The 15,506-nt window shown below is 61.0% G+C and carries 27 protein-coding genes; 5 read left to right on the top strand and 22 right to left on the bottom strand.

From position 1 onward, the window contains the following. Positions 1–98: 98 nt before the first annotated feature. The 9 genes from K3179_RS02325 to leuC form a co-directional block, all read right to left on the bottom strand. Positions 99–881 carry an NUDIX hydrolase gene (locus tag K3179_RS02325; RefSeq protein WP_221562295.1) on the bottom strand — a complete coding sequence of 261 codons (783 nt, stop codon included), beginning with the start codon at positions 879–881 and terminating at the stop codon, positions 99–101. 281 nt (positions 882–1,162) lie between these two features. Then, on the bottom strand, positions 1,163–1,495 hold the full coding sequence (grxD, locus tag K3179_RS02320) for a Grx4 family monothiol glutaredoxin (RefSeq protein ID WP_090481791.1): 333 nt from the start codon (positions 1,493–1,495) through the stop codon (positions 1,163–1,165). A 42-nt stretch (positions 1,496–1,537) separates the two neighbouring features. Continuing rightward, a complete protein-coding gene (locus K3179_RS02315; RefSeq protein ID WP_090481794.1) occupies positions 1,538–1,771 on the bottom strand; it encodes a BolA/IbaG family iron-sulfur metabolism protein in 234 nt (77 codons plus the stop codon). A 4-nt stretch (positions 1,772–1,775) separates the two neighbouring features. After that, positions 1,776–2,102, bottom strand: a complete 327-nt coding sequence (locus tag K3179_RS02310) for a DUF1476 domain-containing protein (protein ID WP_221562294.1) — start codon at positions 2,100–2,102, stop codon at positions 1,776–1,778. A 73-nt stretch (positions 2,103–2,175) separates the two neighbouring features. Further along, positions 2,176–3,174 carry an NADPH:quinone oxidoreductase family protein gene (locus K3179_RS02305; protein WP_221562293.1) on the bottom strand — a complete coding sequence of 333 codons (999 nt, stop codon included), beginning with the start codon at positions 3,172–3,174 and terminating at the stop codon, positions 2,176–2,178. Beyond that, positions 3,171–3,782, bottom strand: coding sequence for a 3-isopropylmalate dehydratase small subunit (gene leuD / locus K3179_RS02300; protein WP_221562292.1), 612 nt, complete (start codon positions 3,780–3,782; stop codon positions 3,171–3,173). Before leuD ends, K3179_RS02305 begins: the two co-directional genes overlap by 4 nt. Then, positions 3,782–4,624, bottom strand: a complete 843-nt coding sequence (locus K3179_RS02295) for an N-acyl homoserine lactonase family protein (RefSeq protein ID WP_221562291.1) — start codon at positions 4,622–4,624, stop codon at positions 3,782–3,784. Before K3179_RS02295 ends, leuD begins: the two co-directional genes overlap by 1 nt. 23 nt (positions 4,625–4,647) lie before the next feature. Continuing rightward, positions 4,648–4,806 (bottom strand): isopropylmalate isomerase, encoded by a 159-nt coding sequence (locus tag K3179_RS02290; RefSeq protein ID WP_090481808.1) that lies wholly within the window; start codon positions 4,804–4,806, stop codon positions 4,648–4,650. A 39-nt stretch (positions 4,807–4,845) separates the two neighbouring features. Next, complete coding sequence (gene leuC / locus K3179_RS02285; protein WP_221562290.1) at positions 4,846–6,282, bottom strand: 3-isopropylmalate dehydratase large subunit; 1,437 nt, start codon at positions 6,280–6,282, stop codon at positions 4,846–4,848. 93 nt (positions 6,283–6,375) lie between these two features. Between leuC and K3179_RS02280 the strand changes: the two genes are divergently transcribed. The 3 genes from K3179_RS02280 to K3179_RS02270 are packed head-to-tail and all read left to right on the top strand — an operon-like array spanning position 6,376 to position 8,086. Beyond that, complete coding sequence (locus K3179_RS02280; protein ID WP_100260674.1) at positions 6,376–6,771, top strand: acyl-CoA thioesterase; 396 nt, start codon at positions 6,376–6,378, stop codon at positions 6,769–6,771. A gap of 56 nt (positions 6,772–6,827) precedes the next feature. After that, complete coding sequence (locus K3179_RS02275) at positions 6,828–7,589, top strand: fatty acid desaturase (RefSeq protein ID WP_221562289.1); 762 nt, start codon at positions 6,828–6,830, stop codon at positions 7,587–7,589. Beyond that, entirely contained in the window at positions 7,586–8,086 is a 501-nt protein-coding gene (locus K3179_RS02270) for a sterol desaturase family protein (RefSeq protein WP_224803760.1), read from the top strand. Before K3179_RS02275 ends, K3179_RS02270 begins: the two co-directional genes overlap by 4 nt. A 37-nt stretch (positions 8,087–8,123) precedes the next feature. Here K3179_RS02270 and K3179_RS02265 read toward each other — a convergent pair whose 3' ends face one another. The 13 genes from K3179_RS02265 to K3179_RS02205 form a co-directional block, all read right to left on the bottom strand. Then, positions 8,124–8,282 (bottom strand): YqaE/Pmp3 family membrane protein, encoded by a 159-nt coding sequence (locus K3179_RS02265; protein WP_090481816.1) that lies wholly within the window; start codon positions 8,280–8,282, stop codon positions 8,124–8,126. An 80-nt stretch (positions 8,283–8,362) separates the two neighbouring features. After that, positions 8,363–8,713 (bottom strand): YbaN family protein, encoded by a 351-nt coding sequence (locus K3179_RS02260; RefSeq protein ID WP_221562287.1) that lies wholly within the window; start codon positions 8,711–8,713, stop codon positions 8,363–8,365. A 1-nt stretch (position 8,714) separates the two neighbouring features. Next, the gene (locus K3179_RS02255; RefSeq protein WP_221562993.1) at positions 8,715–9,122 is read right to left on the bottom strand and encodes a SufE family protein; all 408 of its coding nucleotides are present in this window, start codon (positions 9,120–9,122) and stop codon (positions 8,715–8,717) included. Between the two features lie 43 nt (positions 9,123–9,165). Continuing rightward, complete coding sequence (locus K3179_RS02250) at positions 9,166–9,339, bottom strand: hypothetical protein (protein WP_198507657.1); 174 nt, start codon at positions 9,337–9,339, stop codon at positions 9,166–9,168. Next, positions 9,336–9,572: a hypothetical protein gene (locus tag K3179_RS02245; protein ID WP_100260679.1), complete on the bottom strand. Its 237-nt coding sequence runs from the start codon at positions 9,570–9,572 to the stop codon at positions 9,336–9,338. Before K3179_RS02245 ends, K3179_RS02250 begins: the two co-directional genes overlap by 4 nt. A gap of 32 nt (positions 9,573–9,604) precedes the next feature. After that, entirely contained in the window at positions 9,605–9,898 is a 294-nt protein-coding gene (locus tag K3179_RS02240; protein WP_221562286.1) for a hypothetical protein, read from the bottom strand. Further along, complete coding sequence (locus K3179_RS02235) at positions 9,895–10,209, bottom strand: hypothetical protein (RefSeq protein WP_221562285.1); 315 nt, start codon at positions 10,207–10,209, stop codon at positions 9,895–9,897. Before K3179_RS02235 ends, K3179_RS02240 begins: the two co-directional genes overlap by 4 nt. Further along, the gene (locus K3179_RS02230) at positions 10,209–10,517 is read right to left on the bottom strand and encodes a hypothetical protein (RefSeq protein ID WP_221562992.1); all 309 of its coding nucleotides are present in this window, start codon (positions 10,515–10,517) and stop codon (positions 10,209–10,211) included. The genes K3179_RS02235 and K3179_RS02230 overlap by 1 nt, the downstream gene beginning before the upstream one ends. After that, positions 10,517–10,822: a hypothetical protein gene (locus tag K3179_RS02225; RefSeq protein WP_221562284.1), complete on the bottom strand. Its 306-nt coding sequence runs from the start codon at positions 10,820–10,822 to the stop codon at positions 10,517–10,519. Before K3179_RS02225 ends, K3179_RS02230 begins: the two co-directional genes overlap by 1 nt. Positions 10,823–10,847: 25 nt before the next feature. Further along, on the bottom strand, positions 10,848–11,222 hold the full coding sequence (gene pspC, locus K3179_RS02220) for an envelope stress response membrane protein PspC (RefSeq protein ID WP_090481839.1): 375 nt from the start codon (positions 11,220–11,222) through the stop codon (positions 10,848–10,850). After that, complete coding sequence (gene pspB / locus K3179_RS02215; RefSeq protein ID WP_221562283.1) at positions 11,219–11,515, bottom strand: envelope stress response membrane protein PspB; 297 nt, start codon at positions 11,513–11,515, stop codon at positions 11,219–11,221. Before pspB ends, pspC begins: the two co-directional genes overlap by 4 nt. A gap of 3 nt (positions 11,516–11,518) precedes the next feature. After that, positions 11,519–12,301: a phage shock protein PspA gene (pspA, locus tag K3179_RS02210; RefSeq protein ID WP_245755895.1), complete on the bottom strand. Its 783-nt coding sequence runs from the start codon at positions 12,299–12,301 to the stop codon at positions 11,519–11,521. An 86-nt stretch (positions 12,302–12,387) separates the two neighbouring features. Beyond that, a complete protein-coding gene (locus tag K3179_RS02205) occupies positions 12,388–12,540 on the bottom strand; it encodes a hypothetical protein (RefSeq protein WP_221562282.1) in 153 nt (50 codons plus the stop codon). A 158-nt stretch (positions 12,541–12,698) separates the two neighbouring features. Here K3179_RS02205 and pspF point away from each other — a divergent pair, with 158 nt between their 5' ends. Then, positions 12,699–13,721 carry a phage shock protein operon transcriptional activator gene (pspF, locus tag K3179_RS02200; RefSeq protein ID WP_221562281.1) on the top strand — a complete coding sequence of 341 codons (1,023 nt, stop codon included), beginning with the start codon at positions 12,699–12,701 and terminating at the stop codon, positions 13,719–13,721. Between the two features lie 127 nt (positions 13,722–13,848). Next, positions 13,849–15,432, top strand: coding sequence for a type II secretion system protein GspD (locus K3179_RS02195; RefSeq protein ID WP_221562280.1), 1,584 nt, complete (start codon positions 13,849–13,851; stop codon positions 15,430–15,432). Positions 15,433–15,506 lie beyond the last annotated feature (74 nt).

The raw sequence follows: 15,506 nt of genomic DNA, 5'->3' as shown, positions 1-15,506 counted from the left end.
GCCTGGAATGAGGGCCAAATTTGCCGTTATCAGGATAGGGAAACTAGAATTTCCCAACGATTGCAGTGCCCATCACTTCATGTCGGGTGCGCCAATTTTCAGCTCCGATTTGCGCTGGTCAGCTCCTCGCGGGTGATCGGATATCCCAGATCATCCGGGATCGCGAGGTAGGATCCGTCCGCCTCCTCGACCACCTCCGGGGTAATCACGCGGACCGGGGTTTGCCGCGCGTGGTCGCGGGCCTCGTCGAAGGTCGCGAACTGCGCCAGGCGTTCGAGATTGCGGCGCGTGGGAAAGATCAGCGAGATGTCGCCGCGCTCAGCCATGCGCAACGCTTCGGCGGCGCTGACCCAGAATAGGTGCGTATTTTCGGTCGCATCGACTTCGATATCTACTGCGCCCGTGCCGAGATCGGCCAGGTAGAACATGGTGTCGAAGATACGATTGTGCGCGAGGCCGAACGGGAGCCAGCGGGCGAATGGGGTCAGCGCATCGAGGTCGAGCGCGAGGTCGAACGATTCCAGAACCGGGGCCAGCGCACGCTTTTCGAGCAGTAACGCGCGAGCTTCGGCGGCGCGCTGCGCGTCCATTGCACCTTTCAGACCGAGTGCGAGGCCGGTCTCTTCCAGCGTTTCGCGGATTGCCGCAATGCGGTGCGCGACTTCGTCCGGATCGCCCGCAGAAGCCGAGGCCTCGGCGGCGAGCTCATAATCTTCCGGATCGACCCTTCCGCCCGGAAACACTGCCATGCCTCCCGCAAAGGACATGGTGCGCGAACGAATCGTCATCAGGATTTCCGGTTCCGGTCCCTCGCGGCCCTTGCGGAAAACCACCAGCGTCGCTGCGGGTATGGGATCGGGGGTATCTGCGTTCGCGCTCATCGTCTGAAGTTTGCAGCCAGTCCTGCCGGTTGCCAAGCGATTACGGGCTCCGTGTCGGAGTTTTTTACATAGTTGATAGACAGCGAGCCCTTGTTAACCATCGCTCTCCCCACCAACCCTCGCATGCGTGGTTTTGGCACGGGGCCTGCATACCTGTTCGCATACTGTTTGGTCTTCGAGAGGCGGATCTTCCCTGGTTTCCGATCCGCCTCACACCAAATAAAAAGGCCCGCCTGGACGTCCCCCAGGCGGGCCTTACCCGTTTCAGAGCTCGTAAAAACTCAGCTTTCGGCCTTGGCGACCTGCTTTTCGTCCATCATCTGCTGAAGCTCACCGGCTTCGAACATTTCCATCATGATATCGCTGCCGCCGACGAATTCGCCCTTCACATAAAGCTGGGGAATGGTCGGCCAGTCGGAAAAGGACTTGATGCCCTGGCGGATTTCCATGTCCTGCAGGACGTCGACGCTTTCATATGCGACGCCGCAATGGTCGAGGATAGCGACCGCGCGATTGGAGAAGCCGCACTGCGGAAACAGCGGCGTGCCCTTCATGAAGAGGACGACGTCGTTACCGCCGACGAGATCGGAGATGCGTGAATTTACATCGGACATAATGTGCCCTGCCTTTGTCTTTGACGTGAATCTGGTGAGGATTCAGGTGGGGGCTTGGGTAGTCAGTTGCAAGGCGTGGAGTTCGCCGCCCATCCGGCCACCAAGCGCGTCGTAAACCAGCTTGTGCTGGGCGACGCGCGTCTTGCCTGCAAATTGCGGGGCAGTGACCTTCGCCGCCCAGTGGTCGTTATCCCCTGCAAGATCGCGCATCTCGACGACCGCGCCCGGAAGCGCCTCCTCGATCAGCGCGACGATGTCATCTGCCTTCATCGGCATCGGATTACTTCTGGTCGCTCATGAACTGGCGGCGAGCCTCGACCGAGCATTCTTCCAGCTTGGAGCGAATATCGGCCTCGCTGACATCGCAATCGGCAGCCGTCAGGTCGCCCAGCAGCTTGCGGACGACGTCTTCGTCACCGGCTTCTTCGAAATCGGCCTGGACGACGGCTTTCTTGTAGGCATCGGTCTCTTCTTCGGTGAGGCCCATCAGCCCGGCAGCCCATTCGCCCAGCAGCCGGTTGCGACGAGCGGCAATCTTGAATTCGGTTTCCTGGTCGAAGGCGAACTTGGATTCTTCGCCGCGTTCGCGATCCTTGAAGTCGGTCATGTCTATCCCCTTGGAAGAAGTTGCCTCCCGAATAGGTATCGGGAGGCAAAGGGGCAAGGGCGAGAACGCCCGATCAGTCCATTGTCACGACGAGTTTGCCGATCGCGCCGCGATTTTCCAGCTTGGCGATGGCTTCGTGCGCGCGCTCGATCGGATAGGTTTCGCTAACCAGCGGGTTGATCTTTCCTGCCTTCCAGAGGTCGAACAGCTCCGCGATATTGGCGTTGTTGCGTTCCGGCTCGCGGGCGGTGAAAGCGCCCCAGAAAACGCCGCGGATGTCGCAGCTTTTCAGCAGCGTCAGGTTGAGCGGCATTTTCGCGATACCTGCCGGAAAACCGATCACCAGGAAGCGGCCTTCCCAGGCGATCGAGCGCAGGGCCGGTTCGGAATAATCGCCGCCGACAATGTCGTAGACGATGTCCGCGCCGTTGGGGCCGACAGCGTCCTTGAACGCTTGTGCAAGTGCCTTGGACTGGTCCTTGTCGAACGGCGCGCGCGGATAGATCACCACCTCGTCGGCGCCAGCTTTCTTGGCAACTTCGCCCTTTTCTTCGGTCGAGACGGCGGCGACGACTCGGCAGCCATAGGCCTTCGCCAGTTCGACAGCCGAAAGGCCCACACCGCCTGCTGCGCCGAGCACGAGCACGGTTTCGCCCTCCTTGATGTCGCCGCGATCCTTCAGGCCGTGGATGGTCGTGCCATAGGTCATCAGAAGTGCGCTTGCCTGCACCAGGTCGATGCCTTCGGGTACCTTGAAGAGGCGCGCAGCTGCAACGGCGACCTTTTCCTGCAGGCCTCCGTTACCGACCCCGCAGATGACCTTGTCGCCTACGGCAAAGCCTTCGACGCCTTCGCCCAGCGCTTCGATTGTGCCGGAGATCTCGCCGCCCGGCGCGAAAGGGCGCGGCGGCTTGAACTGGTACATGTCGCGGATGATCAGCGTGTCGGGGAAGTTGATCGCGCAGGCGGCAACGTCGATGAGGACCTCTCCCTTGCCGGGCGTGGGGGCTTCGATATCCTCGACTACGAGGGTTTCGGGACCGCCCGTTTCCTTCGACAGTACTGCTTTCATGCTGCGTCTCTCCGGTATGATTGTGGCGCATCGAGCCAGGGGAGGCTGCCAGCGCGCGATTGTTCGTGTGTCTCGATGGCCTCGTCGCGCTTCAGCGTGAGGCCGATTTCGTCCAGTCCTTCCAGCATGCAATGCTTGCGGAACGGGTCGATCTCGAATGCGAAGCGATCCTGGTAGGGTGTTGTCACGACCTGATTTTCCAGGTCGAGGGTGATGGTATCGGTCTTCGCCACTTCCAGCAGGCGGTCGACCTGTTCCTGCGGCAATTCGACGGCGAGAATGCCGTTCTTGAATGCGTTTCCGGCAAAAATGTCCGAAAAACTCGGCGCGATCACGGCGCGAAGGCCCATGTCGAGCATTGCCCAGGCAGCGTGTTCGCGGCTGGAGCCGCAACCGAAATTGTCGCCCGCGATCAGGATCGGCGCACCGGCGAAATCTTCGACATCGAAAGGGTTGCCGGGAGCCTGCCTGATCGTCTCGAAGGCGCCCTTGCCAAGCCCCTCGCGGCTGACGGTCTTGAGCCAGTGGGCAGGGATGATGACGTCGGTATCGACGTTCTTGAGGCCGAGCGGAATGGCCCGGCCGATAATAACGGTGACCTTGTCCATTACTTTGCCGATCCGGGAAATGCGGGGAGGCGGTTTACGTGAGGCGGATCGTGCTGGATCACGACCGTCGCTTCGAGGTTTTCTGCCATCTGGTCGAACCGGTGGAATGAGGCGAGAGTGTCGGCGCGGTTGGTATTGAACGCTGGCACACCGCGGTTAGTCACCTGCTCTTCGAAGTGATAGAGATCGCCGGTCAGCATGACGTTGCCGGTCTCGCGAAGGCGGACCAGCAGGACCGAGTGGCCCGGCGTGTGCCCGGGCATTCCCTTGATCACGACCGAACCGTCACCGAACACGTCATGGTCCGACGCGATCCGCGTAACTTCGCCCTCGGCTCCTTCGGCTAGCCAGGGTGCCAGCTGTGCGCGGGTGGCTTCCATCGCGCCCGAGGTGACTGCTTCTGCGTCACCGCGCCCGATCAGCAGCCTTGCGCCCGCATACTCCGACGCCTGGCCGATATGGTCATCGTGATAGTGGCTCACGCCCACGAAATCGACGTCGTCAGGGGCGAGGCCGATTTCGGCCAACTGTTCAGCGATGGTCTTTTCGACGCTGAGCGTGAAGACCATTTGCGTCACGCTGGTGCCCTTCAGCGCGGAAGGCAGGCCGGCATCCCACAGCAGGTAATTCTCGCCATTGCGGACGAGGTAGCAACTGTCGGTCAGCGTGCGCGGTTCGCCGTCGTAGAGGTGCGTGTCGGAAAAGGGGCCCGCATCGCTCAATTCGATGGTGCCGCAATCCAGACGCCACAGTTCCACATCGGCTGCGTCCCGCGCGCTGGCCGGGGCGGCGAGGCCCAAGACGAGAGCTGCGGCCGCCAAGGTGGTTCTGGTCTTTGTCATGCGGGCTCCTTGCGCTTTGGCGATCAGTCCGTTTCGGGGTTTTCCCCCGAAGGAATCGGGCCAGGCTGGTTCGGCTGGTTTTTCTTTTCGCGGCGCTTGTTCGCATAGAGCAGCGCGGCGGCGATAGCGGCCGATCCGATCGCACCTGCGATGGCGGCCTTGCCTTTGGGGAGTTTGGTCATGATGGTCTCATGGATTGCAGAGCATGGAAGGGCAAGACCCTACCCGCCCGATAGCTTCCTCACGTCGACGAGGTGACCGGCGACGGCGGCGGCAGCAGCCATCGCGGGGCTCATCAAATGGGTGCGGGCGCCCGGACCCTGGCGGCCTACGAAATTGCGGTTGCTGGTCGACGCGCAGCGTTCGCCCGGCGGCACCTTGTCTGGGTTCATGGCAAGGCAGGCGGAACAGCCCGGCTCGCGCCATTCAAAACCGGCATCGGTGAAAATGCGGTCCAGCCCTTCGTCTTCGGCCTGTTGCTTGACGAGGCCGGATCCTGGCACGGCGATGGCCCAGCGCACATTGGCGGCTTTGGTGCGGCCCTTCAGGACCGCTGCGGCAGCGCGCAAATCCTCGATCCGGCTGTTGGTGCATGAGCCGATGAAAACGTTCTCGATCGCGACATCTTCCAGCGGCGTTCCCGGTTCGAGGCCCATGTAGTCGAGGCTCTTGCGCGCAGCGTCCTGCTTGGAAGGATCCGTGAAGGAATCGGGCGAGGGGACCGTGTCGCCAATCGCCACCACGTCTTCGGGGCTGGTGCCCCAGCTTACCGTGGGTTCGATATCGGCAGCGTCGATGACAACGCTCTTGTCGAAGACCGCGCCTTCGTCGGTGGCGAGCGAGCGCCACCATTCGACCGCGCGGTCCCAATCCCCACCCTTGGGTGAGTAGGGTCGACCTTCGAGATAGCGAAACACCGTGTCGTCCGGCGCTATGATGCCAGCGCGTGCGCCGCCTTCGATGCTCATATTGCATACGGTGAGACGGCCTTCGACGCTCATTTTCTCGAAGACCTTGCCGCGATATTCGATAACGTGGCCGGTGCCGCCTGCGGTCCCGATCACGCCGATGATATGCAGGATAAGGTCCTTGGGCGTGACGCCGGCGGAGAGAGCGCCTTCGACACGCACTTCCATGCTTTTCGACTGGCGCAGCAGAAGCGTCTGGGTGGCCAGTACGTGTTCCACTTCGCTTGTACCGATACCGAAGGCCAGCGCGCCAATCCCGCCGTGAGCCGCCGTGTGGCTGTCGCCGCACACTATTGTGGCGCCTGGGAGGGAGAAGCCCTGTTCGGGTCCGACGACGTGGACGATGCCCTGTTCGCGCGCGACCGCATCGATGTATCGGATACCGAATTCGGGCGCGTTCTTCTCGAGCGCAGCCAATTGCGCCGCACTTTGCGGATCGGCAATCGGGATTCGTGAACCATCGGCGGCAAGGCGCGCGGTGGTGGGCACGTTGTGGTCGGGGACCGCGAGGGTCAGGTCGGGACGGCGAACTTTTCGACCTGCAACCCGCAAAGCCTCGAAGGCCTGAGGGCTGGTGACTTCGTGGACCAGGTGCCGATCGATATAGACGAGGCAAGTGCCATCGTCCTGCCGTTCGACGACGTGGGCGTCCCAGATCTTTTCGTAGAGTGTGCGCGGTTTGCTTGCCATGTCGCGCACAGGTTTGCGGCAGGAATGTCACGCGCGCAAAAAGGCAAATCCAGAGTCTTCCAAAGTTAACCTTTCCGTGCTTTACTTACACTCATGTCAGCAAAGCCCTTCGCCTTTCCGATCCGCGTGATTCCCTCCGATATCGATTTCATGGGTCACGTGAACAATGCCCGCTATCTCAATTGGGTGCAGGACGCGGTCCTCGCCCACTGGAACAAGATCGCGCCTGCCGAAGAGGTGGCGAGCAAGGCGTGGGTCGCGCTCAAGCACGAGATTACCTATCGCAAACCGGCATTCCTCGATGACGAGGTGATCGCCAGCACCGTACTGGAAAAGGTACAGGGTGCGCGGGCGTTCTACTCGACCGTGATCCAGCGCGGGGAAGAAGTGCTCGCCGAAGTGAAAAGCGCCTGGTGCTGCATCGATTCCGAAACGCTGCGTCCCGCTCGCCTGCGCGAAGAAGTGACCAAGTTCTTCTTCAAGGACTGATCCTGCCTGTCGCGAACCGCTTGTCCTAGGCGGTCCGGGCAGGGTACAACCGCTGCATGGGCGCATCCCCGAACATCACAACCGGCAACGCGCGACAGGCCGCGATCGGCCTTGCACTGGCTTTCGCCATTTTCGCAAGCTGGCTGGCGCTGCACCTCTTCGCCATGTTCGTGTTCGAACTCACCTGGCAGACGCTTCCGGTCGCTCTGGCGATGGCGGTCGTGCAATGCTGGCTTTCGGTCGGCCTTTTCATCGTCAGCCATGATGCGATGCACGGATCGCTCGCGCCGGGCGGCGGGCGGCTTAACGGGCTGATCGGTGGAGCGCTGCTGTTTCTCTACGCGGGCTTCGGCTGGCGCAAGATGCGCGATGCTCACTTCGCGCACCACAAGGCTCCCGGCACGGCCGACGATCCCGATTTCAGCGCCGACCACCCGACGCGGTTCTGGCCGTGGTACGGCACCTTCCTGAAACGCTATTTCGGCTGGCAGTCGGTGCTGTTCGTCAGCAGCGTCGTGACGATATACTGGGCCGTATTCTCCATATCGGCGCTCAAAATAGTGCTGCTCTACGGGGCACCCGCGATCGCTTCCTCGTTGCAGCTGTTCTACTTCGGCACCTATCGCCCGCATCGACACGACGATGTCGGCTTTACCGACCGGCACAATGCACGCAGCGACGGCTTCTCAAGCCTTGCATCGCTCGCCAGCTGTTTCCATTTCGGCTATCATCACGAGCATCACCTCGCGCCGCACGTCCCATGGTGGGGCCTGCCCCGCGCCCGAAAGACCATGTCGCTGCCAGAGATTTCCAAGTGAGCATTCCCGCCATCCTTCTCACCGTGTTCCTGTCGATCGCAGGGATGGAACTATTCGCCTGGTGGGCGCACAAATACATCATGCACGGATGGGGCTGGGGCTGGCACCGCGACCATCACGAACCGCACGATAATGTACTGGAAAAGAATGACCTCTACGCGGTGACGTTCGGCACCATCGTCTTCGCCATGTTTGCCGTCGGTTATGTCTGGTCGGACCTCTTATGGTGGATCGCCTTCGGGATCACCTGCTACGGCCTGATCTACACGTTCGTTCACGACGGGCTGGTGCATCAGCGCTATTTCCGCTGGGTGCCCAAGAAAGGCTACGCCAAGCGGCTGGTCCAGGCGCACAAACTGCACCATGCGACCATCGGCAAGGAAGGCGGGGTAAGCTTCGGTTTCGTGCTCGCGCGCGATCCGGCCAAGCTGAAGGCGGAACTCAAGCGCCAGAAGGAAGCGGGGATCGCCACCGTACGCGAAAGCGCCGGAGCCTGAGGCCCCGGCGCTTCGTGTTCTAGTCGGTCTGTGCCGCTTAGCGGGCGTAGTTCACATACAGGCCGTGGATCAGTCCCGGGATAAAGCCCAGCAGGGTCAGCACGACATTTAGCAACGTGGTGCCGCCGAGCCCATGCTTGGCAGCGACGCCGAGCGGGGGAAGCAGGATCGTGGCGATGAGAATGAGAATTGCCATTTGAGAGTGTTCCTTTCGGTCGACCCTCCCATCCGTATGTTACCCTAACGGACTGAATCGCAGCGCGTTCCTGAAAGCGCCTATTCGTTTCGCGTGGCGATCCAGGTCCCGGCGATCACGAGGATGGCGATGGAGATGTAGTACCAGGGCGCACCAAGCGTGTACCAGGTAAAGACGGCACCGGTCGCCATGGCACCGATCGCCATGGTCTTTGCCCTGCGGCTGATCGCGCGGCGTTCGCGCCAGTCGCGAACTTGCGGGCCCCAGGTCGGATGATCGAGGATCTTCTGCTCCAGTTCCGGGCTGGAGCGGGCGAAGAAATAGACCGCCAGCAACAGGAAAGGCACTGTCGGCATGATGGGGAGAAAAGCCCCGATGGCCCCCAGCCCGACGAACAGGAAACCGCATGCGCGATAGATGTGGCGTCGCATGCTAACCGGCTGCGATCCGCGCGGCATGCTCCTTAACCAGCGCAATCATGTTGGGCACACCTTGCGTCCGGTTGCTGGAAAGCTGGTTTTTCAGGTCGAATGGATCGAGCGCGGCGGCAATGTCCATCTGCGCCACCTCGCTGGCCGGCTTGTCCTGAACGGCCGAGATCACAAGGGCCACAATACCCTTGGTAATCGCCGCATTGCTGTCGGCCAGGAAATGCAGCTGGTCGGCATCGCCTGTCGGATAGACCCAGACCGCCGCCGAACATCCGCGCACAAGGGTGGCGTCGGTTTTCAGTGGATCGGGCATGGGTTCGAGATCCCGACCCAGCTCGATCAGCAGGCGATACCGCTCGTCGCCTTCGAGGAAGTCGTATTCTTCGGCAATGTCGTCGAGTTTGCGCATGGCGGCGGCATCTAGCCAGCTAATGAGGCGGCGTCCATCGCGCTCAGCCGGCCAGCCCTCCAGGGCGGGTGAATGCATAGTAGATGACGTAGAACCAGCCGAAAAATCCCTGGATTATTGCCCAGAGGATCGATTGGTGCTGGCTCCAGCTGATGGCGACGGCGATTGCGCTTCCAAGGCCTATACCGGCTTGTGCTGCATTATTGGTCGCGCTCATAGGTCCACTCCGCTGGCAATCGCTTCGAGCTTCTTGATCCGCTCGCGCAGGTCGGCAAGTTCGATACGGGCCGCGCCCATCGCGCTGCCGGTGTCTTCGGGTACGGGCGCATCGTGTTCCAGCTGGCGACGTTTGAATTCGATCCAGTCGTGCCATGCCCTCAGCAAGGTGCCGGCGACAATTACTAGGCCGATCAGCGCAGCGCCTGCGATTATGAGTGTCGGTTCGAACATTTCCCCATGTCCTCCTTGAACCCGGATGGTCCTCAGTTGTCCTTTTCGACCTGCTTGTCGCGCAGGGCCTCGATTTCAGCGGCGATCCGCTGCGTTTCACTTGCGTCGAGCGAATTGCCGTCTGTGGCGATGCGCTCCAGTACCTTGATGCGTTCGCGCAGGTCTTCGAGCTCACGCTGGGCGTCGGGATCGACCTTGGAGCCGACCACGGTTTCGTTGCCGAGGTAATCGCGAGTGATGCCTTTTTCGGAGCGGTACTTCGCCTTGAAGACCTCGGCGATGGCGCAGACCACGACGATCATGAAAATGGCGGTCCAGAAGCTCATCGCGCGGCCTCGCTTGGCTGGGTACGGTCTTCTATTGCGTGAAGGTCGCGCAGCTCGTCGATTTGGGAAGCCAGAGCGTGATTGCTGTCAGTTGCAATGCGTTCGAGTACGCGGAGACGCTCCTCGATCTGGCTGTAGTCGCCCTTGGAGTAGCGCGCCTCTTCGGCCTTCGCCTCAGCCTCGCGGACCTTCAGTTCCGCGCGGCGTTCGTCGTGTTCGACCTGGCGCCGGTGGATGAGAATACCGGTAGTCATGGCCAGGAGCGCCGCAGTCAGGACGAAGCCGAAAATCAGGATCAGGTTCGGATCCATCAATTCGTCTCCGACTTGTCGCGCAAGCGGTCGATCTCATTGGTCAGGTGATAGCCGCTGTCGGTGACGATGCGTTCGACATTGCCGAGGCGGTCCTTGAGCGAACCCAATTCAGCACGCAGTTCGGCGTTTTCCTGGGTGAGCAGCTTGACCCGCTCCACTGCCTGGTCGTTCTTCGGATAGACGGCTTTGCCCCAGCTGTTCTCCAGCGGATAGCCGTTCTTTATCCGCAACCAGGTTGTTACCACCCAGCCGCCCGTCATGATGGCCACGCCGGCGATGATTGCGGTTTCGGTGAAGAATTCCATCATGCTTTCTCCCTGTTCAGCGTCCCTAAGGGAACGCCGGTGCCTTCGTCATCGACGCGGCGCTGGTCGCGCAGGGCTTCGATCTGGGTGGCGACATCGTATCCCTTGTCGGTCACGATCCGCTCAAGCACCTGAACGCGGTCTTCGAGTTGCTGCACCTTGCTGGCGTATTGCGCTGCCTGTTCGGCAGTGGCCTGCGCGGTGGTCTGGATGTTCATTTCAGCGAGCTTCTGCTGGTGCTTGGTCCAGATCGCGACGATCGGGATGCTCAGCGCCAGGATCGGTATCAAAAGCGCGGGATCCATATTCTCTCTCCCCCTCGGCCCGGCTTTAGCGCAGGCGTTCGATTTCGGCCGTGAGGCGCGGGTTGTTGCTGACGTAGAAGGTTTCGACGTCTGCCAGGCGGCGGTCGATGTCCTTCATCTTGCCACGGATTTCGCGGGCCGTACGCTTCGGGTTTTGCCGCACGCCCTGCCAGTATTTCTGTTCGGCAGGCTCGGAGTAGAGGTGTGCGGGCTTCTTGTTGAGCAGGATGCCGGCGACGAAATAGGCAAGGATAGGCCAGCCCATCGACACCGCGAGGATCAGGAAGCCCAGGCGGATCCACAAGGCGTTGACGCCGGTGTAGTCCGCGATGCCGGAGAGAACCCCCATGAACTTCGCATTCTGCTTGTCGCGATAAAGAGTGGTGCGGGGGGAGTTCACTTTGCTGCTCCTTTTTTCTCGGCAATCAGCTGTTCGAGTTCGCGCAGCTGTTCGTTGTCCTGCTCGCTGTCGTGGACGAGGCGGGCGGGGCGGAAGTCGGGATTGTCGGAAGCGACGAGACGCTCGACGGTGTCCATCCGGTCATCGAGGCGCTTGGCGAGATTGTAGAGCTCTTCCAGTAACGCTTCATCGTCGGTGGTGATGGTGGCGGACGTCTTCCACTTCGTGATGTAGTGCAGGACGATCCACGGGAGGGCGATGAAGATCGCCACGATTGCAAAAATCTCGTCCATGGATCAGTCCTCCTTCTTCGCGTCGGACTTGCCGAGCGCTTTCTTCATCTGTTCAAGTTCATCGTCGATCGCATCGGCGCCCTCGAGCGCGGCGATCTCGTCGGAAAGGCTTGGCTGCTTGCTGCCATCGGAAATGGACAGCGCTTCGGCACGGCCTTCGGCGTAGTCGACGCGGCGTTCGAGCTGGTCGAACCGGCTCAGCGCATCGTCGACACGATCTTCGGTCATCAGGCTGCGCAGCTTGACCCGGTTCTCCGCGCTTTCCAGGCGGGCGGCGATCGCGGTCTGGCGGCTGCGTGCTTCGCGCAGGCGGTTCTGCAGCTTCTGGATGTCCTGCTCGTAAGCGCGCAGGGCATCGTCGAGTACGGCGATTTCCTGCTTGAGCTGGTCGCTCATGTCGGCAGCTTTCTTCTTTTCGACGAGGGCTGCACGGGCGAGATCTTCGCGATCTTTCGACAGCGCCAGGGCCGCCTTTTCGCCCCAATCGGCCTGGAGCTTGTCCAGCTTGACCGTGTGGCGGTGCATTTCCTTCTGGTCCGCGATCGTGCGTGCCGCGCTCGCGCGGACTTCCACCAGGGTTTCCTCCATCTCGAGGATGATCATGCGGATCATCTTCTGCGGATCATCCGCCTTGTCGAGCATGTCGTTGAAATTGGCGGCGACGATATCGCGGGTTCTGCTGAAAATGCCCATCAAGGGTGCTCCGGTTGAGAAAAATTCGTTGATCTTCGTATTCACTGTTTCGGGATTGGTCCAATCTCTTGCGCGCTGCGCTTCGCGATCAATCCGGGCAAGGCGATTGCCATGCGGTTTGCGGGGACGGGCCGAAGCGTCGGGACTAAGGCGCTCCGGCCCGAGGGGGGTATTGTCGGTCACGCGATTTCAACCTGTTCGTAGGATGCGACGACCGGGATCGGGCTCGTGACGGAAATCTGCGAGCTCAGCACGACAAAGGCCGTCATGGCCGCAATGCTGGCAAGGGCAGCTTGTCCGAGCTGGGTCTGGAAGAATTTGCGGTCGTACATGGTTGTCCTCCCTGGACTGGTATTCGTTGTTGTCCTGTGTTCAGCAAAGGGTGTGCCAAAACTCGCAACTGCCTGAAATATCGCAGTTTTGCGTTTTTCGACGAACGACGTTCTGGTGGGGATTGCCAACCCTTGGGAAAATTCCCTATCTATTGGTCATGGAGCGGGATAATCAGTTCATCGGGCAGTCCGGCGCTTTCCTCGACGCGGTCGAGCGGACCAGCCGTGCGGCGCCCATGCGGCGCCCCGTCCTGGTCATCGGCGAACGCGGCACGGGCAAGGAACTGATTGCCGAACGTCTGCACCGACTGTCCACCCGCTGGGACGAACCTTTGGTGACCATGAACTGCGCTGCGCTGCCAGAGACACTGATCGAGGCGGAACTGTTCGGTCACGAGGCCGGGGCCTTCACCGGTGCTACCAAACAGCGCGCGGGAAGGTTCGAAGAAGCCGACAAGGGCACTCTATTTCTCGACGAACTGGGCACCTTGTCGATGGGGGCACAGGAGCGGCTGCTGAGAGCAGTCGAATATGGCGAAGTCACGCGGATCGGTTCATCGCGCCCGATGCGTGTCGACGTGCGGATCGTCGCGGCAACAAACGAGGATTTGCCGGCCAAGGCTGAGCGGGGCGAGTTCCGGGCCGACCTTCTCGATCGACTGAGCTTCGAGGTCATCACGCTTCCTCCATTGCGCGTACGCGAAGGGGATATCGCAGTGCTCGCGGATTATTTCGGCCGCCGGATGGGCGCGGAGCTCGGCTGGGAGGCCTGGCCCGGCTTTGCCGAGCATGTCGCACAGGAACTCGAAGAGCACCCATGGCCAGGCAATGTGCGCGAGCTGCGCAACGTGGTCGAGCGGGCTGTCTACCGGTGGGACGATTGGGACACTCCTATCGGTCACGTCCAGTTCGATCCCTTCGACAGTCCCTGGAAGCCGATCTCCCCGACGATCCCGAAGAAGGATCCGGTGCAGCAGCAAGTGCAGCCCGCCGCACAAATTGCGCCCGACCTAGACCAGGTTGAAGATCTCAAGGCTGCGGTTGACCAGCATGAGCGCATGATCCTGGAGCACGCGCTGGGCAAGCATCGTTGGAACCAGCGGCAAACGGCCAAGGCATTGGGCCTGAGCTACGACCAATTGCGTCACGCCATCAAGAAACATGGATTGATGGAAGAATAGTTCGCCGGACACAGACCTTTCGCCCTGTCGCAAACTGGCCACAGGCGAGGGAATATTCCGAAAACTCTATTGTCGCGCAGGCAATGTTCGGTATGCCTGTCTCCCAGGACTGGGAATTTTTGAAATAATGAAGGCGGTTCACGCCCGGGTCGCAGGGCACCGTATACCTTTTGCCATTCTGGCGTTGCTTGCAGCGATTGCGGCCGTGTGGCCGCTCGCGACGGCTTCGGCTCAGGTCGTGCCTTCCGTTCTGGAAGAAGTCCGGCTGGTTTCCGAGGACGAGGGGGCGGCGACATTCATGCTCCGCTTCTCACCTGCCGAACCGCGCGTGGCGACCATCGACAGGAATCCCACGAGGCCTGAACTCGTCATGGCCACGACGCTCAAGGTCGGCCGGGTGCCCGACAGGCAAAGCTATCGCGGCCTGGTTCGATCCCTACAGTTCGTGACGGAAGGCAGCAGCCTCGTACTCAGGTTCGACACGGCTCGCCCCTCGCGCATACGGGCGGAGCAGATGGGCAACAACGCCGTGCAAGTGCGTGTCGAGATGGTCAGTGACGAGGAAACCCTGGGCACACGTCCGATCGGCTCGGACGGCGAAGACGTCGTGCCGCAACAGGAACTGCAGCGCGGACCGGTCGATAGTTACCAGCCCGGCGATTCGTACGAATTGGTTTTCCTGAAATACGCCGATGTCTCGGAAATCGTCGGTCTTCTCGCCGAAGGGGCGGAAATTGCCCCCAACGATGTTTTTATCCGCCGCGAACCCGGTTTCGGATCCCCGGGTGCAAACCAGTCGACCAGCTACATAGGCGCGCCGCAGCAAGCCGAGCGCGACGACCAGCCGCTAGGCCAGAATGTCGGCAACGGTCTCGCCGTCGACCGCCGCCTCAACGCGATTTGGATCACCGGGACGCAAGAACGGATAGAGCGTGTGAAGCGCCAGATCGAACTGATCGACGTCCCGGTCGACAGCGTGATCCTGGAAACCCAATTCGTCGAGCTGACCGAGACCGGTGCGCGCAACCTCGGCATCGATTTCACCAATTCCAACGGCCAGATCGCCGTCGGCAATCTTGCGACCGGCGGGTTCCTCCCTTTCGGCGTTGATCCCAACGATGTCCTGCCTTCAGGGCAATTGCAGGCTGCGATCTATGCGCAAATCCAGAAAGGTGAAGGACGCATCGTCTCGCGGCCGAGGATCGCAGCGCAAAGCGGTTCGACGGCCAAGATCATTACGGGCGATGCCTTGCCTATTCTCACTTCGATCCAGTTGTCGGGCGTGAACGGCGTCTCTCAGCAGGTCCAGTATGTGAACGTCGGGGTCACCTTGCAGATCGCGCCGCGGGTCAGCACGGACGGCTATATCACCTCGAAAATCTATGGCGTCGTCTCGAGCGTGACCGGCTTTAGCCAAGGCTACCCGACGATCAGTCAGCGCGAAGCGGAAACCAGTGCATCGGTGCGCGATGGCGAAACCTTCGTCATCGGCGGCCTGACGCAGGAAAACGTGCTGACGACCAAGTCGAAAATCCCGCTTCTGGGCGACATACCGCTGATCGGTGCAGCATTCCGCAACGAACGCTCCACCAGCACCACGACCGAACTTTACATTGTCATCACGCCAAGGATCGTGCGTCATCGCCGGTTCGAGCAGCGCGATGCAGATCAGGAACTGGAAGAACAATCGTCCGGGGAGAGCGAAGAGTAGGGCCGCACGCCTTTGAGAAGGCGATCGATAAGTAAAAATCAGTAATGTTTCTCTTGGCTGGCATAGATTCCGGC

The sequence above is a fragment of the Qipengyuania intermedia genome (assembly GCF_019711615.1).
Taxonomy (GTDB): domain Bacteria; phylum Pseudomonadota; class Alphaproteobacteria; order Sphingomonadales; family Sphingomonadaceae; genus Qipengyuania; species Qipengyuania intermedia.
Note: the sequence above shows the minus strand (reverse complement) of the source record. Positions and strands in the feature narration are given on the sequence as shown.

Bases quoted from the DNA above. Each gene is read 5' to 3' on its own strand.
- pspF (WP_221562281.1), top strand. From the start codon at position 12,699: ATGGAGCGGGATAATCAGTTCATCGGGCAGTCCGGCGCTTTCCTCGAC.
- K3179_RS02195 (WP_221562280.1), top strand. From the start codon at position 13,849: ATGAAGGCGGTTCACGCCCGGGTCGCAGGGCACCGTATACCTTTTGCC.
- K3179_RS02265 (WP_090481816.1), bottom strand. From the start codon at position 8,282: ATGGCAATTCTCATTCTCATCGCCACGATCCTGCTTCCCCCGCTCGGC.
- K3179_RS02250 (WP_198507657.1), bottom strand. From the start codon at position 9,339: ATGAGCGCGACCAATAATGCAGCACAAGCCGGTATAGGCCTTGGAAGC.
- K3179_RS02205 (WP_221562282.1), bottom strand. From the start codon at position 12,540: ATGTACGACCGCAAATTCTTCCAGACCCAGCTCGGACAAGCTGCCCTT.
- K3179_RS02305 (WP_221562293.1), bottom strand. From the start codon at position 3,174: ATGAAAGCAGTACTGTCGAAGGAAACGGGCGGTCCCGAAACCCTCGTA.
- K3179_RS02310 (WP_221562294.1), bottom strand. From the start codon at position 2,102: ATGACCGACTTCAAGGATCGCGAACGCGGCGAAGAATCCAAGTTCGCC.
- K3179_RS02280 (WP_100260674.1), top strand. From the start codon at position 6,376: ATGTCAGCAAAGCCCTTCGCCTTTCCGATCCGCGTGATTCCCTCCGAT.
- K3179_RS02240 (WP_221562286.1), bottom strand. From the start codon at position 9,898: ATGAGCTTCTGGACCGCCATTTTCATGATCGTCGTGGTCTGCGCCATC.
- K3179_RS02290 (WP_090481808.1), bottom strand. From the start codon at position 4,806: ATGACCAAACTCCCCAAAGGCAAGGCCGCCATCGCAGGTGCGATCGGA.
- K3179_RS02230 (WP_221562992.1), bottom strand. From the start codon at position 10,517: ATGGAATTCTTCACCGAAACCGCAATCATCGCCGGCGTGGCCATCATG.
- K3179_RS02275 (WP_221562289.1), top strand. From the start codon at position 6,828: ATGGGCGCATCCCCGAACATCACAACCGGCAACGCGCGACAGGCCGCG.
- K3179_RS02255 (WP_221562993.1), bottom strand. From the start codon at position 9,122: ATGCGCAAACTCGACGACATTGCCGAAGAATACGACTTCCTCGAAGGC.
- K3179_RS02325 (WP_221562295.1), bottom strand. From the start codon at position 881: ATGAGCGCGAACGCAGATACCCCCGATCCCATACCCGCAGCGACGCTG.
- K3179_RS02235 (WP_221562285.1), bottom strand. From the start codon at position 10,209: ATGGATCCGAACCTGATCCTGATTTTCGGCTTCGTCCTGACTGCGGCG.
- K3179_RS02315 (WP_090481794.1), bottom strand. From the start codon at position 1,771: ATGCCGATGAAGGCAGATGACATCGTCGCGCTGATCGAGGAGGCGCTT.
- K3179_RS02225 (WP_221562284.1), bottom strand. From the start codon at position 10,822: ATGGATCCCGCGCTTTTGATACCGATCCTGGCGCTGAGCATCCCGATC.
- K3179_RS02260 (WP_221562287.1), bottom strand. From the start codon at position 8,713: ATGCGACGCCACATCTATCGCGCATGCGGTTTCCTGTTCGTCGGGCTG.
- K3179_RS02245 (WP_100260679.1), bottom strand. From the start codon at position 9,572: ATGTTCGAACCGACACTCATAATCGCAGGCGCTGCGCTGATCGGCCTA.
- leuC (WP_221562290.1), bottom strand. From the start codon at position 6,282: ATGGCAAGCAAACCGCGCACACTCTACGAAAAGATCTGGGACGCCCAC.
- pspB (WP_221562283.1), bottom strand. From the start codon at position 11,515: ATGGACGAGATTTTTGCAATCGTGGCGATCTTCATCGCCCTCCCGTGG.
- grxD (WP_090481791.1), bottom strand. From the start codon at position 1,495: ATGTCCGATGTAAATTCACGCATCTCCGATCTCGTCGGCGGTAACGAC.
- K3179_RS02295 (WP_221562291.1), bottom strand. From the start codon at position 4,624: ATGACAAAGACCAGAACCACCTTGGCGGCCGCAGCTCTCGTCTTGGGC.
- leuD (WP_221562292.1), bottom strand. From the start codon at position 3,782: ATGGACAAGGTCACCGTTATTATCGGCCGGGCCATTCCGCTCGGCCTC.